Annotated in this window: 11 protein-coding genes and 1 tRNA gene; 7 read left to right on the top strand and 5 right to left on the bottom strand. The window is 68.7% G+C overall.

Translation table 11 applies throughout. The annotated features are described in order from the left end of the window. Positions 1-84 precede the first annotated feature (84 nt). From RN729_RS09640 to RN729_RS09630, 3 genes are read left to right on the top strand one after another with little or no spacing between them, the layout of a single operon-like run. Entirely contained in the window at positions 85-1,674 is a 1,590-nt protein-coding gene (locus RN729_RS09640) for an AMP-binding protein (protein WP_310784192.1), read from the top strand. Then, a complete protein-coding gene (locus RN729_RS09635; protein WP_310784189.1) occupies positions 1,671-2,159 on the top strand; it encodes a PaaI family thioesterase in 489 nt (162 codons plus the stop codon). Before RN729_RS09640 ends, RN729_RS09635 begins: the two co-directional genes overlap by 4 nt. Continuing rightward, complete coding sequence (locus tag RN729_RS09630; RefSeq protein ID WP_310784186.1) at positions 2,146-4,158, top strand: amidase family protein; 2,013 nt, start codon at positions 2,146-2,148, stop codon at positions 4,156-4,158. The genes RN729_RS09635 and RN729_RS09630 overlap by 14 nt, the downstream gene beginning before the upstream one ends. Before the next feature lie 126 nt (positions 4,159-4,284). Here the strand turns inward: RN729_RS09630 and RN729_RS09625 are convergent, their stop codons facing one another. Further along, complete coding sequence (locus RN729_RS09625; protein ID WP_310784182.1) at positions 4,285-4,965, bottom strand: hypothetical protein; 681 nt, start codon at positions 4,963-4,965, stop codon at positions 4,285-4,287. Positions 4,966-5,179: 214 nt separating this feature from the next. Between RN729_RS09625 and RN729_RS09620 the strand changes: the two genes are divergently transcribed. Further along, on the top strand, positions 5,180-6,007 hold the full coding sequence (locus RN729_RS09620; RefSeq protein ID WP_310784179.1) for a hypothetical protein: 828 nt from the start codon (positions 5,180-5,182) through the stop codon (positions 6,005-6,007). A 148-nt stretch (positions 6,008-6,155) separates the two neighbouring features. On the opposite strand, the gene RN729_RS09615 is transcribed toward RN729_RS09620, so the two are convergent. Continuing rightward, on the bottom strand, positions 6,156-7,379 hold the full coding sequence (locus RN729_RS09615; RefSeq protein ID WP_310784176.1) for an FAD-binding oxidoreductase: 1,224 nt from the start codon (positions 7,377-7,379) through the stop codon (positions 6,156-6,158). Between the two features lie 64 nt (positions 7,380-7,443). Beyond that, positions 7,444-10,824 carry an amidohydrolase family protein gene (locus tag RN729_RS09610; protein WP_310784173.1) on the bottom strand — a complete coding sequence of 1,127 codons (3,381 nt, stop codon included), beginning with the start codon at positions 10,822-10,824 and terminating at the stop codon, positions 7,444-7,446. A 100-nt stretch (positions 10,825-10,924) separates the two neighbouring features. Here RN729_RS09610 and RN729_RS09605 point away from each other — a divergent pair, with 100 nt between their 5' ends. Then, a complete protein-coding gene (locus RN729_RS09605; protein WP_310784170.1) occupies positions 10,925-11,515 on the top strand; it encodes an NADPH-dependent FMN reductase in 591 nt (196 codons plus the stop codon). Between the two features lie 26 nt (positions 11,516-11,541). Then, a complete protein-coding gene (gene dut, locus RN729_RS09600) occupies positions 11,542-12,072 on the top strand; it encodes a dUTP diphosphatase (protein WP_310784167.1) in 531 nt (176 codons plus the stop codon). Between the two features lie 150 nt (positions 12,073-12,222). Here the strand turns inward: dut and RN729_RS09595 are convergent, their stop codons facing one another. Beyond that, complete coding sequence (locus RN729_RS09595; RefSeq protein ID WP_310784164.1) at positions 12,223-12,870, bottom strand: hypothetical protein; 648 nt, start codon at positions 12,868-12,870, stop codon at positions 12,223-12,225. Between the two features lie 147 nt (positions 12,871-13,017). Here RN729_RS09595 and RN729_RS09590 point away from each other — a divergent pair. Continuing rightward, positions 13,018-13,102 (top strand) — tRNA-Leu (locus RN729_RS09590). Between the two features lie 98 nt (positions 13,103-13,200). Here the strand turns inward: RN729_RS09590 and RN729_RS09585 are convergent. Further along, positions 13,201-16,131 carry a TonB-dependent receptor gene (locus tag RN729_RS09585; protein ID WP_310784161.1) on the bottom strand — a complete coding sequence of 977 codons (2,931 nt, stop codon included), beginning with the start codon at positions 16,129-16,131 and terminating at the stop codon, positions 13,201-13,203. Positions 16,132-16,248: the final 117 nt, after the last annotated feature.

The following is a 16,248-nucleotide window of genomic DNA, read 5'->3' as shown; positions in this document are numbered from 1 at the left end:
TGCCGGGCCGCGGCCGGTTCGCCGATCTTCCGCTCGAGTATCGGCGGTCGACGCCGCCCCCTGAATCCACCGGAAGGACGCCGAATGATCTTCCACAGCCCTCATCCCCCGATCACCGTCCCGGCGCAGTCCTTCTCCGACTATCTCCTGGGTTCCCTCGGGGACCGCCGGGACAGGCCAGCGTTCATCGAAGGACCGAGCGGCCGGGTGGTGACGTACGGGCAACTCCGTGATCAGGCGCGCGCCGCGGCGCGGGGCCTCGCAGCCCGCGGACTGGAGCGCGGGGGCGTCATGGCCATCTGCAGCCCGAACCTGCCCGAGTACGCGACTGCGTTCCTCGCGACGGGCATGGCCGGCGGCTGCAGCACGACGCTGAACCCTCTCAGCACCGACGACGAACTCATCTCCCAACTGAACGATTCCGGTGCCCGCTGGTTCATCACCGTCCCGCCGCTTCTCCAAAGGGCTCAAGCGGTCGCGGCACGAACCGGGATCGAAGAGATCTTCGTGTTCGGAGAGGCGAAGGGTGCCACCGCCTTCGCCGACCTCATCGCAGACGGGATGAAGGACGGGATGACGGCGGATGCGGAACCGGCGGGCAGCGGCGATCCCGCCGAGGATCTCCTCACACTCCCGTATTCGAGCGGCACGACGGGCGTGTCCAAGGGCGTGATGCTCACGCACAGGAACCTCGTCGCGAACATCGAACAGTTCAGCGCCGTGGGACTCGTGGACGCCGACGACGTCGTGCTCGCCGTCCTCCCCTTCTTCCACATCTACGGGATGGTCGTGGTCATGAGCGGCGCCCTGAGAGCGGGGGCGACCGTCGTCACCATGCCCCGCTTCGATCTCGAGGAGTTCCTGGGGGCGATTCAGCGATACCGGGCCACGAGCCTCTACCTCGTTCCCCCGATCGTGCTCGGCCTCGCAAAGCACCCCGCGGTCGATGGCTACGACCTTTCGTCCGTGAACTGGATCATGTCCGGTGCGGCCCCGCTGGGAGAGGAAATCGCCCTCGCCTGCCAGGAGAGGATCGGGTGCCGCGTATTCCAGGGGTACGGTCTTACCGAGGCGAGTCCCGTCACCCACGTCTGCTTCGGGGAGAACGTCGACGTGGACAAGATCGGGACGATCGGGCCGACGATCCCGAGCACCGAGATGATGATCGTCGATCTCGAGTCCGGGGAGGCGCTGGGACCGGGCGGGGAAGGGGAGGTGTGGGTCCGCGGTCCGCAGGTGATGAAGGGATATCTCGGGAACCCCGAGGCGACGGCGGCGACCGTCGATGCCGAGGGCTGGCTCCACACGGGGGATGTGGGACGCGCGGACGAAGACGGATATGTGACGATCGTCGACCGCGCCAAGGAACTCATCAAGTACAAGGGTTACCAGGTGGCCCCCGCCGAACTCGAGGACCTTCTCCTCGCCCATCCGGCCGTGGCCGATGTCGCCGTCATTCCGGTGGCGGACGAGGAGGCCGGCGAGATCCCGAAGGCGTGCGTCGTGAGGGCGGGAGAGGTGAGCGGCGAGGAAATCATGGAGTACGTGGCGGAGCGCGTGGCTCCGCAGAAGAGGATCCGTGCCGTGGAGTTCCTCGAGGAGATCCCGAAGTCGGCGTCGGGCAAGATCCTCCGGCGGTTCCTGGTGGCGCGCGAGCGGGCCGGGGCGTCGTGAGCGAGTCGCTGCAGGAGAGGTACGCGCGCGAGTCGATCTGTTTCGGCTGCGGTCCGGCGAACCCGGATGGGCTCCGGCTGTGCAGCTTCCCGGCGGCGGAGGGCGGCCACGGGCCGGACGGCAGCTACGAGGTGATCGCGGAATGGACGCCGGGGCCGAATCACCGGTCGTTCCCGGGAATCCTCAACGGAGGGATCATCGGAACGCTGCTCGACTGCCAGTGCAACTGGTGTGCCGCGCACTACTTCATGCGTACGCGCGGGCTGGACCATCCGCCCGTCACGGTGACCGCCGAATACACGGTCCGGCTCCGGAAGCCGACGCCCTCGGACGCTCCGGTGCAACTCCGGGCGCGGATCGCCGAGGTGGGCGAGCGCAAGGTCGTGGTCGAAGCCGAACTGCTTTCCGGAGGCGAGCGCACGGCGACCTGCTCGGGGACGTTCGTGGCCATCGGAGAAAGGCACCTGGCGCATGGAACCCGCTAGCACCCTCGCTCGCACGCTCGCCCCGCGCGGTCCCGGCTTCCACGGATTCGTCCCCCGGAGCCTCGTCGCCCGCGGCCTCGTCGTTCGCCACCTCATCGTGTGGGGTCTCGCGTTCGCATGGGGCGCCTCGTCGGCGGCACGGCTCTCCGCCCAGACGGGGGAGGGCGGGGCGGCGGCGTTCGAGGTGTGGGAGGCGTCGATCCCCGAGCTTCAGGCTGCGCTCGAGTCGGGCGCGGCGACCTCCGTGGACCTCGTCGACGCGTACATCGCACGGATCGCGGCGTACGACCGTGCGGGGCCGACGCTCAACGCGATCATCCGCCTCCATCCGGGCGCGAGGGAACAGGCGCGGCGGCTCGACGCGGAGCGCGCGTCGGGGCGCTTGAGGGGGCCGCTGCACGGGATCCCCATCCTCCTCAAGGACAACTACGACACCTTCGACATGCCCACGGCCGGCTCGACGGTTGCGCTCGCGGGCTGGACGCCGCCGGACGACGCCTTCCAGGTGGGGAAGCTGCGCGAGGCGGGGGCGATCATCCTCGCGAAGACGAACATGCACGAACTGGCGGCGGGGATCACGAGCATCAGCTCGCTCGGCGGGCAGACGCGGAACCCGTACGATCCGGCGAGGAACCCCGGCGGCTCCTCCGGCGGGACAGGCGCGGCGGTTGCGGCGAGCTTCGGAGCCGTGGGCTGGGGATCCGATACGTGCGGGTCGATCCGCATCCCGTCGTCCGTCCACAACCTCGTCGGGCTGCGGCCGACGAAGGGGCTGTCGAGCATCGACGGGCTCATCCCCCTCTCGCACACGCAGGATACGGGCGGCCCGCTGGCGCGCTCGGTGGTGGATCTCGCGCTCGCCCTCGACGCGACGGTCGGCGCGGATGCGGCGGATCGGGCCACGGAGGCGATGCGGGGCCGCGAGCCGGTCGGCTTCCTCGCCGCGCTCGACGCGGAGGCGCTTGACGGCGCCCGGATCGGCGCATTGACGGAGTGGCTGTCGGATTCGGGCGCGGAAGCTCCGGTCACGGCGTCCGTCCGCGCCGCTCTCGATGCGATGGCCGCGGCGGGGGCGGAGATCGTCGATGTCGAGATCCCGGACCAGGACTCGCTGCTCACGAACACGAGCGTGATCGGGCACGAATTCGCCCTGGATCTCGCCGCGTACCTGGATGCGGCCGGCGGCGCGCCCGTGGCGTCGCTCGGGGACATCGTGGAGCGGGGACTGCACCACGAGCAGCTCGACGGCACCTTCCGGCGGCGCAGCGAGTCGGGGCAGCGCGATGAGGCGGCCTATGCCGAGGCGCTGGCGCGGCAGGCCGCGCTGCGGGAAGCGATCGTGGCGTTCATGGACGAAGAGCGGCTCGACGCGATCGCCTACCCGACGCTGCGGCGCGATCCCGCCCGGATCGGCTCAGCGCCGGTCGGGGGGACGTGCCAGCTCGCCGCGCACAGCGGGCTCCCGGCGATCAGCGCGCCCGCGGGGTTCACGCGGACCGGGATGCCGACCGGCGTAGAGCTGATCGGCCGCCCGTTCGACGATGCGCGTCTGGTCTCGTTCGCGTACGCGCTCGAACGGGCGATCGAGCCGCGCCGCGCACCTCACCGCACGCCCCCGCTCGCGGACGGCCGCGCGCCGGAACCGCTCCGCTTCAGCGTCGCCGGCGACGGCGGATGGGCCGGGCGGCCCGCCGCCCCTCGGCTCCAGGGCAGCTTCAGCCTCGACCTTCCGCGCGGCACCCTCCGCTACCTCATCGCCACGTCCGGCCTCGGGCCGGCGGACGCCCACGCGATCGTGCTCCAGCGCCGGGGCAGCGGAACGCGGCCGAACGCGGTCGTGCGTCGTCTCTCCGGCCCGGGCCACGCATCGGCCGAGGGCACGCTGACGCTGAGCGCCGCCGACCTCGACGACCTGCTCGCGGGGCGGTTCGAGCTCGCGCTCTACACCGCCGACCGCCCGCTCGGCGCCGTGCGGCTGCCGCTCGACCCGCGCGGCTGAGGCGCGAGCGTCGAAGTGCCCCGGGACTCGAACAGAGTTGGCATCGTGGTGCTTCCCGGCAAATCCCGCATTCCGGCGGGGGCACAGGGGCTGGTCTGCAGGTATCAGGTCGCGCCGAAAACGCGTTTAGTGCCGTTTGTATTCGCAGAGCCGTGACCACAACTCGGGCGCCGGCCCACCGCTGGCAGCCAGAAGAAGCTTGCCCGCTTGGCACCACGCACAGACGTTAGGACATGGGTTCTCGACCACTTGCGGCACATCGAGTCCCATAGGTGGCCACTGACAGGGTGGCGGTTGCTCACTTGCGTCGAACAGGGCGCGGACGTAGTCGACACCACCTGTTTCGAAGATGCCGTACAGCGCTTGATCTCCCTCGTACTGCAGTCTGGCCTCGCCATCGTAGGACTCGTAGAGCCGAATGAACGCATCTGCTGCGCCCGTGTACGGTACGCCGCGTCCAGGTTCTTCAGCCACCGCGGCGGAGTGGATCAGCGCCATGTGAGCGGCATACGCCTGCAGTTTCGTCCCGTCGCGGATCAACCGCACCAAATCATCGGCGAACGCATCCAGTTCAGCCTTCGAACGGCTTTCGAAATGCTGACGCAAGACAGCTTCGGCTGCGTTTCGCCCTCGGAGGCGTCCATCGGCATCTGACTCTTCGACCTGCAGTGCGCGGAGGGCGCTCGTGGGAGTCGGTGTCCGCCATTGCCCCCGCTCCAGTAGCATACCCCGTTCCGGCATTTGCTCCCGGGCGCTCAGGCCTGCCGGACACAGTAGCACCAGAAAGAAAAGTACGATCCGCTTCATTTGCCGTCTCTCTTCTGCTTTCATCGATTCATCGACGATACGCCCTTGAGGCTCGTGACGTCGAGATACAGGTACCGCATGAGGCAGCACGGCGATCTCTTCAACACCCTCCGGAGCAACCCTTCGTCACGTTTTCAGCCGCCATTGACAGCTCACGACATCGGTTCACATGGTGGCACGCGCGGTTGCTGGTGCTGGGGCGAGGAGAACGATCATGAGGTTGGAACCGGGGAAGCTCCTTCTCACCCTGGGAGTGCTTCTCGCTCCGCTAACCGTGTCCTGCCAGCAATCGGAGAGGGACAGGCGGTGGCTCGTGCGGGGTGAGGCCGGAGAATGGCGTGAACCCACGATCGCCGACGCACTCCTCGCCCTGCGTGGCGAGTCGGATCTGGTCAGTCCGGGCGCCGAGGCTATGCCCGCCATCAGCATACTTCGGCAGGTGCATACGCCCCGCTCACCGATCCAGCTGGAGGCGTTTGCAAACAGGCTGGGGGATATCCTGTTACTCGACGCGGAGTACTTGTCGCCGGAATACGATACACAGGTCAAAGCGTATTCGGCGCTGGTCAGCGCCATGGGGTACGGTCGTGGTCGATCGTACCCCGCCGCCTTCGATGTACTCGTGCGTGTTTATGAAACGCGTGCGGATCGCGTGCTTGCAGGTGGCGGTACCGATCCGATCCACGAGGCTCACCGCCGCGGGAGCCGATCCGAAATACGTGGGCTCGTGTCGGCGCTGGGCGACATCTACCACGCGGATCCCGAGGGCCGGGGACGTGACTACATGCGGAGGCTGGCGGAGTCGAGTACGCCGCCGCCGCCGTGCAGAGAGGTCGGCGGGGAGGTCAGCCCCTCCGGCAGTGAAGTCGACCTGTCGATGCCGCCCTGCCCGAATCACTCTCTCTGGTGCCATGCCGTAGGCAAGTTCATGTACGAGAACCCCGGCACCCTGGAGCCACCCCGGAAGCCGCCGGAGTCCGTTCTCCCAAACGGTCCGGATGGTAAGACGTTCGACCGCCTTTGCAATGAGAGGGTATGGTGAGGCTGTAGCGTGATTCCCCCGATGCCCGCCGGCCCCTGGGCTTCATCGCAGCTCCAGCCTCGACTTCCCGCTCCCACACGCTGAAGTGACCCCGGACGTTGGCAGCGACCCCGGAGGTCGGCCGCTGGCCCGAGCCCTCATCAGTGCGCTACGAGATTGATCCGACGCCGTAGGCGCCCAGGAGCAGTGCTTCTTTGCGGAAGCGTTCCGGGCGGTAGGGGGCGAGGTCGACGTCGGGCGTCTCGCCCAGCAGGGACTGCGCCACGCAGCGCCCGATGGCCGGGGCCAGCTTGAACCCGTGCCCCGAGAACCCGTAGGCGAGGTACAGGCCGGGCAGGTCGGGCGCGGGGCCCAGCACCGGATTCCAGTCCGGTGTGATGTCGTAGGGTCCCACCCACGAGTCCGTGAGGCGCGCCCCCTCGAAGGCCGGCATGCGGGCTCCGATCTGCGTCCGCTGCAGGGAGACGAGGTCGCGCGGAGCGGTGGCGGTCATGCGGTCGGGATCCTCCAGCGGGTCTCCGAAGTCTCCGGTCCCCACGAGCACGACACCGCCATCGGCAGGTCGAAAATACATCTTATTATTGACAGTAAGATCTTTTACGATAGGAATTTCAGGGCCATATTCCGAGGAGCCGCCGAACGTCAGTACCACGTGCCGCGACACCTGCAACCGGAGGGCTTCGACGGCATCGTCCGATAGGCCGGATTCTGCGTAGAGACCTCGGGTCCAGGGGCCCACCGCACTCACGACGCACCCGGCCTCCACCGTCCCGCCGGGCGTCGTCACGCCGGTCACGCGATTGGCGGAGGTCCCGCCGTCCGGCGCGAGGCACAGCCGCTCCACGGGTGTGTGCTCGAACACCGCTACCCCGCGCCGCTGCGCGGCCGTGACGTACCCCAGGGTCGTGGCGACTGGATCCGCGTAGCCCGACGCGGGTTCCCAGCCGATCGCAGCCACGTCTTCCAGTTCGAGCCAGGGGTGCAGTTCACGTGCCTCCGCCCGCCCGATGGGCGACGTGTCCGCGCCCAGCTCCCGTTGCCGTGCGAGATTGTCGGCCAATCGGTCGGCGAAGGATCCGGGCCCGGCCAGGATGAGGTAGCCCGAGTTCACGAAGCCGCACGCGACGCCGTCTTCGCCGAGCGCTTCCCGGAAATCGCGGAACACCTCGAGACTCCGGAGCGTCAGCCGGGTGTTGCTCGCCACCGAGTAGTGGCTGCGGATGACGGCGCACGACCGGCCCGTGCCACCGCCGCAGACTTCTCCCCGGTCGAAGAGGGCGACCGAGGCATCCGACAGCTCCGCCAGGTGAAAGGCGATGGAGGCGCCGATGACGCCCCCGCCCGCGATCGCAAAGTCGTAGCCCCTCTTCACCGGTCCCCCTCCCACCGTCGGTCGGCTCGCAGGCCGCCGCTGCCGGCATTACCCGCAGAGTGCGTCAGCGGGACGTCACGCCCGGGAGCCCCTCGGGCTCGTCGTCCCACCACCAGAGCGGGGCCAGCGGCCGCTGCCGAGGATGGATCTCGTCCAGCGTATCCGCGTCGTACAGGCGCCCGTTCAGCATCACCTGCTCGATCGCGTTCGTGTTGCGCAGGTCGTCGAGCGGGTTCGCGGTCAGGATCACGAGGTCGGCGAGCTTGCCCGCCTCGATCGTGCCGAGGTCCCGGTCGAGCCCGATCGCTTCGGCGCCGAAGATCGTCGCCGTGCGCAGCGCGTCGTGCGCGTCCATGTCGTCGGCGGCCATCGCCCACAGCTCCCAGTGGTAGCCGAGTCCCTGCAGCTGGCCGTGGCTCCCCACGCCCGCCTTGCCGCCTGCGTCCACGAGGTTCCTGACGAACTCCCCGTGTCGCGAGAACACGTGCTGGTCCTCGCGGAACCACTGCGCCCGGCGCAGCGTGCGCGAGTCCACCTCGTCGTGCGGGACGAAGCGGCGGAGCTTCGGATCGTCGTGCGGGTTCTCGCGCGAATAGAAGTAGTTCTCCGCCCACGGGCCCCCGTACGACACGAGCAGCGTCGGCGTGTAGACCCGGCCGGTCTCTGCAAAGAGCCGCACGTAGTCGTCGTACACCGGGAAGATGGGGATGGAGTGTTCGAGCCCCGGATAGCCGTCGATCGTCTCGGTGAGGTTCTGCCGGAGGTTGAGCGACCCCTCCGTCGTCGGCATGAGCCCGAGTTCGCGCGCCGCCATGATGATGTGCTGCCGCCCCTTCCGCGCCGCGGCCACGTACATCTTGATCGTCTTCGTATCGAAGTAGTCCGCGTACCGGGAGAGGACGTTCATCGCCTCCTCCTCGGTGTCGATCCCGTCCTGCCAGAAGACGCCCGGCCCCGTGGAGTAGACGCGCGGTCCGAGAATGCTCCCGGCCCGGACCATGTCCGCGTAGGAGAGGACCTCCGTGTTCCCCGTCTGCGGGTCCCGGGTAGTCGTCACTCCGTACGCGAGGTTGGCGAGGTACGGCCATACATCCGTGCGGTGGAGCTGGTCGCGTGCCCGAAGGTGCGCGTGCGTGTCCACGAAGCCGGGGACGACCGTCCGTCCGCTGATGTCGAAGACGACGGCACCTTCCGGAACCGCGACCGAACCGCTCGCGCCCACGGCTTCGATCCGGTTGTCGCGGATCACGATATCCGCCTCCTCGATGACCTCGTCGCCGTTCATCGTGATCGCGCGCCCGCCGCGGAGCACCGCGACACCCGTCGGAATATCGCGCGGCGCCTCGATGAGGATCCGGTGTTCCGCCGCCCGGTAGCCGTCGTCCTCCGCTTCCTCTTCGGTCTCCTCTCCTTCCTCCTCCGCAGCCTCCGCTCCGACCTCTTCATCCGTCTCCTCGTCGGCCTCTTCCTCGGCTTCGGCCGCCTCCACGCTGTCTTCGTACGCCCGCGCCGCATCGAGGTCATAGGAGAAGTGGGCGTTGCCGAGGGAGAAGTGCACCGTGCGGCCGTCGCCGCTCCAGGTGGGAAACTCGCCGCCGATCTCGGTGACGCGGCGTGCGGGGAAGGAGGCGTTGTCCGGGTTCGAGACGTTGATCGTCGGAATCACGCCGGCTCGCGGCACCGTCACGGTGTAGATCTCACGCTGGATCTCCGCGAGCGCCTGGTCGCCGCGCGGCGCCATCTCGATGGTCGAAGGGGACAGGCCCTGCGTCGAGCCCTGGGGCGTGGGCCCGCGCACCTTCACATGCTCCTTCTCGTCCGTCCCATCCCATCGAATCGAGACCAGGGCGTCGGGGAAACGGAAGAGGTGGATGCGGTCTTTCTCCTCCACGAAGTGGGGATTCGCCCGTCCGTCGGTGGGCGCGATGAGCGTCGCCGGCCCGCCGCCGGAGCCGTCCGGGTTGGCGGACACCCACACGATCTCGGTGCCCGGCGCGCCTCCTTCACCCTGCGTCTCGTAGGCCCGCACGAGGCCGCGCACCGCCACGATTCGGTCGCCGGGGCCCCAGGCGGGGGCGAAGTACGTCGCCGCGTCGCGCGTGAGCCGCACCGGCGCCGCGCCGCCGTCCGCGCGCGCCTTGTAGAGGTGCCCCTCGGTCCCGTCCCACGTCGAGTAGGCGATCCATTCGCCGTCCGGCGACCAGGTCGCGAAGTGCTCCGACATGTCCGCGTCCGTGAGCCGTTCGGCGCCTGAGCCGTCGGCGCCCGACACCCAGAGGCGGTCGAGCGCAGTGAAGGCGAGCCGGTCGCCGGAGGGGGATGGCGCCGCATCGCGGATCTGGCGCACGGTGAAGGTCGGCGTGTCCTCGATCGGATAGTCGAAGTCAACCCTCGGTCCCAGCGTGAGGTCGAACCGGACGCGGAAGGGGATCTCCTCCGCGTTGCCGCCTTCGACCGGGAGCTTCCAGATCTTCCCGCCGTAAGAGGCGAGGAGGTGCCGGGAGTCCGGCGTGAACGACATGCCGGGGAGTGCGTCCAGCGTGGCCCGCGACTCCTGGTCGTCGTGCTGGACGGGATAGGCGAGCCAGCGCTCGTCGCCGCTCTCGAGGTCCCGGATCATGAGCCCCGTGTGTGCGTCGTGGCGGGTCCCGAACACGAGCCAGCGGCCGTCGGGCGAGAGCACCGGCCGGATCGCCGAGCCGTATCGCGAGGAGCGGGTGTATCGTTCGCCCGACTCGCGGTCGTACGCCTCGAGCTGGTACTGCGGAAACTGCGCGTTGTAGGTCCAGTCTCCGGTCCGCCGCGCGTACCAGATGTAGCGGCCGTCGGAGGAGACTGCGGCCCCGAGCATCTTCAGGTTGTCCGGTTCCGAGACGAGCTGGATGCCGCTCCCGCCGTCCACGTGGAACAGCTTGAGCTTTGGCAGCCCGCCCCCGCGGAAGCCGCCCATCGACGCGACGATGTAATCCCCGCCCGGAAGCCACTCGGGAGACTCGGCGCGGTTGGCGGAGCCCTTCGAGATCTGCGTCGTGTCGGAGCCGTCGAGGGAGCGGATCCAGATGTTCTGCCCGCCGTCATGGTCGGACGTGTAGGCGATCCGCGTGCCGTCGGGAGAGAAGCGGGGCTGCGCGTCGAAGGCCATGCCCGACGTGAGTTGCGTCGCATCCCCGCCGTCGATCGGGATCGTGAAGAGATCGCCGAGGTAGTCGAAGACGATCGTCTCGCCGTCCGGGCTCACGTCGAGAGAGATCCAGCTCCCCTCGGTCATGTCGATGGCGACGGTGCGGTCGACCGGCAGCGGCAGATCCTCGTTCTCCGGCTCCCCGTCTCCGTTCGAACCTTCCTGCGCAGTCGCCGCGCCCGCGGTCACGAAAAGGAGTGCAAGCGAAAGGGTGTACGGGGCGACCGCGGGCATCGCGCGGTTCACGAACGAAGATTGTTTCATCGGACGGCTCCTCGAAGTGTGATGTTCCCGCGGGAACGTCGCTGCGCCCGGGGAACGTCGCAATTTGCGCGGGGTCCCCGCGTGGCGCACTCTCCGGCCCATGACTCACGGAACAGACTCAGCGTCGGATTCGGGTCCGGCGCCGCTCTCCCTGCTTGCCATGGCGGGCAGTTGCCGCCGGCGGTCGTTCAATCGGGCCCTTCTGCGGGCCGCCATGTCGCGGGTGCCGGAAGGCGTCGAAGTCCGGGATTTCGATCCGTCACGGCTACCGTTCTATGACGGGGACGTGGAGGCCGCGGGCGATCCCGGCGAGGTTGCGGAATTCAAGGCCGCGATTCACGCGGCGGACCTGGTGCTGCTCGTGACGCCGGAGTACAACGGAGGGCTGCCGGCCGTGCTCAAGAACGCCGTCGACTGGGGGTCGCGGCCCCCGCGTCCGCAGGCGTGGGACGGGAAGCCCGTCGCCATCATGGGGGCGACGCCGGGCCGCCTGGGGACGGCGCTGGCTCAGCGCTCCCTGCGCGAGTCGCTCGCGGGGCTGAACGCCCACGTGATGCCGCAGCCGCGGGTTCTGCTCTCGGGAGCGAGCGCCGTGTTCGACGATGATCTCGAACTGGCGGATGAAGCGACCGGGAAGCATCTCGACAGATTCATGTCCGCCGCCGCAGAATGGGCACGTCGGTTCCAGTAGATCTTCAGGAAGACGGGAGAGGGTACGTGTCCGACGCCAACGGCGCCCGCGTCATCTTCGAGAAGCTGGCGGAGGATGTTCGCGTCCCGGAGCGAGCGACGGAGCAGTCGGCCGGTTACGACATCCGGGCGCATCTCACGTGCGGGCCGGTCCGGGTCCACCGGGGGGCCACCCGCGAGACCCTCTCCGTGACCGCGACCTCCACGGGGAAGGGTGCCCCTTCGATCGCCCTCGAACCCGGCGACCGGGCGCTCGTGCCCACGGGCTTCCGCGCCCGTCTGCCGGACGGCTATGAAGCGCAGATTCGCATGCGGTCGTCGCTCGCGTGGAAGCGCGGGCTCACCGTGCCCAACGCGCCCGGCACCGTGGACGCCGACTATCCGGACGAGTGGTTCGTCCTCGTCCTCAACTCGGCGCCGCACGCCATTCGCATCGAACACGGCGAACGGATCGCCCAGGTCGTCCTTCACCGGTACCGGGTCGCGCGCTGGGAGGAGGGGCCGGTCGCGATCTCGACGGACCGCGCCGGCGGGCTCGGCAGCACCGGCAAACGCTAAGGAGAAGACGCGATGTCCGAACTGCAGGAATGGCTCCTCGCCATCCCCGTCCTGATCACGCTGCTCGTCATCTTTCTCGTCGAAGTCACCGGCTCGTCCAGGCGCTGACGGGCCCCGAACCGGCGCTGACGCGAGATTCGCCGCGGGCTGCTAGCGGAACGGCTCGGGGCGGGGGCGCTCGAACGGTTCCGTTTCCTCCATGCGGTCGACCTCGATCGTGTCCGCGTGCGGGCAGGCGACCGAACGCGACGCGGGCCCCTCGACGACGAGGTAGTCCCCGGCCGCGGCATCTCCGACATCGCCGGCCAGCGTATAGAAGTACCCGTCCCGGTCCTCGAACGTCACGCAACCGTTCTCCTGCCCCGCGATCGTGCCGGTGCGCTGAATCCGGCCCGCCTCATCCGTCACGTGGAACGGGTCGGAGAGCCCCGTGGGCGCGAAGTTCCCGTTGAAGATGATGAAGACGACCGCGCGATCCCACGTCGCGGTCTCCGGCACGCTCACCGTGGCTCCGATCTCGCCGAACTCGCCTTGATCACCGGTTCCGAGTTCCTCGAAGCCCGTGCCGATGGCGCCCAGGCCGACGACGACCCTCGCCTGGAGCGGGATGTTCTCGGTGTAGAGGCTGACCTCGGTGCCCGGCGGCCCGATGCGCGGCTCCATCGTCTGGATCTGGCGCAGCGAGTCGGGCGTGGCGGGGTTGGGGTGTGCCTGGGCGAACCCGGTGTCGGCGGCTAACAGCAGCAGCGGCAGCGTGGCGAAGCCTGGCAGGAAGCGTCGTTTCGGGCATCGGTTCATGGCGGCCTCCCGGCGAAATCCGTTACCCATGCTGCGTCGGTGGCGCTGCCGTCCGCAAGACGAAACGTCCGAGCGCCCGGGCGAAGCCGGCGCATCCGGCTGCCCCCCGCGCCGCCGAGGCATTAGCTTCCGGGCCCCGCCGAACGCGCCGGGGTGGCGGAATTGGCAGACGCATCGGACTTAAAATCCGAAGGGGTCCATCCCCGTGTGGGTTCGAGCCCCACCCCCGGCATGTGGCTTCGATGGTCGAAGGGGGTGCGGAGGGTCAAACCCCCGCACCCCCTTCCTTCGCAACCGAACCGCGGCCTCCTGCCAGGGAGGTGCGGACTGTTAGAAGGGGTTGAAGTCCCAGCGCATCCGAGCGAGCACAACGCGGCCGATCGCCGGCGCCCCCAGCATGCTCTGGTACGCCTTGTCGAAGACGTTCGACACGTCCACCTGGAACCAGAGGTCTTCGTACCCCGGGATGCGGAAGCCGAAATTCGCGTCCAGCGTGGTGATCGCGGCGAGATCGCCCACCCACGGTCCCGAGTTGAACGGAAAGCCGTTCTGCGCCCGGAATCGCAGGCCCCCGTTGACCCCCGAATCGTCGTTCCGGTACGTGAGCGACGCCGCCCCGCGGACGGTCGGCGTGTTCAGCGACACCTCGCTCAGGAGTTCGCCCGCGGTCTCGAAGGTGTTCCGGTCGATGAACGAGAGGGAAGTCGCCATCTCCAGCTGATCGCTCAGGAGGAAACCGGCCCCCAGTTCGCCCCCCATCACGTCGAACCCGCCGGCATCCTGGTACCCGAGCGCCAGCGCCGAGGCGGTGCCTCCGACGCTCGTCGGGGTCACCGTCCCCAGCGGAATCTGCGCCGCCTGATCCGCTATGAACGCCGCCGTCCCCAGCGCCTCCGCCTCGGTCGCGAACGCCACTCCGACGAGCTGGCGGAACACCCCCGACAGATACGTCCCCAGTTGCGGGCCGTTGAGGAAGACGTGCGGCGAGAGCAGCCGGAGGGGCGCGATATAGCTGTCGTAGCGGGTGAACCAGGCGTTGGCCCCGACGGAGACGTTGTCCCCGAACACTCCCTTGTACCCGAACTCGAACGTGTTGCTCACCGTCGGCCCCAGCGCCTCGATGTCCTGGAGGTTCGCGAGGTCGACGGCCTCGCAGAACGGGGGCGCCACGCAGCCCGGAGGCGGCGCGCCGCCTCCCGCCACCTCCGTATCGAGCAGCAGCGCCAGCACACCCACCTGGTCCGCCGACGGGACGGGGATCAGGGGCACCAGCGGCGCAGCCTGAGGGAGGAGGGCGCCGATCAGATCCACGGCCGTAGCCCACAACTGCGCCGTGGTCGTCGGCAGGAACTCGCGAGGACTTCCGCCCCGAAGCGCGCTGAAGGGCGACATGTGCATGGGGATCCCGTTCTCCCGCATGTACGAGTAACCGTTGCCGCCGGAACCGGTGGCGCGCAGGTCGTAGAAGAACGGCGTGCCCGTGATGGGGATCGTTCCGCCCGAGATGTCCAGGAACTGGTTCGTGGACGTGGGCGTCGAGAACGCCCGGTTGAAGGTCAGCCGGAACGAGTTCGAGGCGTCCGGCTTGAACACGAGCGCGGCGCGCGGCGAGAAGACGGGATCCGCGAGGCTGCTGTTGTAGTCGTACCTGAAGGCGCCGGTGAGGTCGAACTTCGGGCTCAACGCCCATTCCCACTGGACGTAGCCTCCGATTTCCGTCGTCTGGTCGTCGTTCTCGAACTGTCCGTTGATCGTCCCCTTGCTGTCCGGGTTCGTCCCGAGGTAGTCGACGCCGTAGACGAGGCGGTGCGCCGATCCGATACGCGACTGGTACTGCAACTGCCCCACCAGAAGCGATGAGTTGTCGAAGAGCGGGCGCCCGTTACGGAGGAGGAAGGTCTCGTCGTTCGTGTTGTAGTTGTAGAAGAGTTGCGCGAACAGGTCCCTGTGCCGGAGGCGGGCCTGCCCGTAGGTGACGCCCCAGTTGGTGACGTTGGACGCGCCCAGCCCGGTGAGTTCCGTCGCCTGCGCGGCCACGTTCCGTCCGGCAGCCAGTACGAGCGACGTGCCCGGCGACGGCTCGAAGTCCATGCGTGCGTCCACGCCCCAGTTCCGGTGCCCGTCGTCGCGCCCCATCGCCGCATTGCGGGCGGACTGGGCCAGCACGCCCTGATCCGCCGGATTCGTGAGGTCGAGCCCCGAAGTGAACGGCCCGCAGGCCGGGGAGGTGGGGTTGAACCCGGCCCCGATGCAGGCCTGCCCCGCGCCCGCGACCTGCGCCTCGACGAGATCGGTGAAGGCGTACTCGGTCGCGTCGAAATACTGCCCGGAAATCTTGAACCCGAACTTGTCGCTCGGAGCCACCGCGATGCGCCCGTCGAACTGGAACAGCCCCGCGTCTCCGCCCTGAATGGGACCGCTGCCGATCCCGCCATCGTCCCCCTGCTGACGGAGGCCGCCACCGACCGAGAACGTCGCCCCGGGCGAGCGGATCGGCGACTTCGTCATGTAGTGGACGACGCCGCCGGCCGCGTTCGGTCCGTAGAGGGCCGATCCCGGGCCCAGGACGGTCTCCACCCGCTCCATGTCGAGTTCGGACGTCGGGTTCAGGTAGAAGATGTTCACGCGGAGCGACGGCACGCGCGCGATCCGGTTGTCCGTCATGAACAGCGTGCGGCCGGAGAAGATGTTGTTGAAGCCGCGCAGCACCGCCGTGCGGCCGCGGATCCCGGTGCGGCCCACGTTCACCCCGGGTTGGTGTTCCACGTGTTCCACGGGAGACGTGACCTGCCGTTCCTCGAGGTCGCGCGTTGATACGACTTCCACGGCGGCGGGCGCATCGAGCGCCTTCTCGAAAGTACGGGACGTGGTCACCGTAAGCGGGTTGATCTCGTAGGCCCGCTCCTCCATGGTCGCCGATACCGTCGTCGTCTGTCCCGACGTCACGGACTGCGATTCCATGACGACGGTCGTCCAACCCGGCGAGACGAACCGAACCGAATAGGCACCGGCGGCAATGCCGTCGAGGACGTACGTACCGCCCGGGCCGGTCGTCGTCCGCGCCGCTACCGCATCCTGGGCGTTCGTAGCCTCGACCAGCACAGCCGCCAGGGGTGCGCCCGTGGCGGCATCGGTGACCGAGCCCGCGATTCGCCCCTGGGCCCAGGCGGCGCCGGGCAGAGCCCCGAGCGCAATGACTGCCGCCAGAAGAAAGGTTCCACTGCTAGCATTACGACCGAACCGAACTCCGAATCCCGTCATCGCGAGCGCCTCCCGCCCTTCGGTTGAACCTGCCGGCCTCCCATGTAACAAGCTAAGCCGCGCCCCCGATTCTGTCAGCCGCGATTCGAGCCTCCACAGGTGGCTGGAGCGGCGGGG

The sequence above is a fragment of the Candidatus Palauibacter polyketidifaciens genome, from assembly GCF_947581785.1.
GTDB lineage: Bacteria > Gemmatimonadota > Gemmatimonadetes > Palauibacterales > Palauibacteraceae > Palauibacter > Palauibacter polyketidifaciens.
This window is presented reverse-complemented; position numbering and strand designations above follow the sequence as displayed.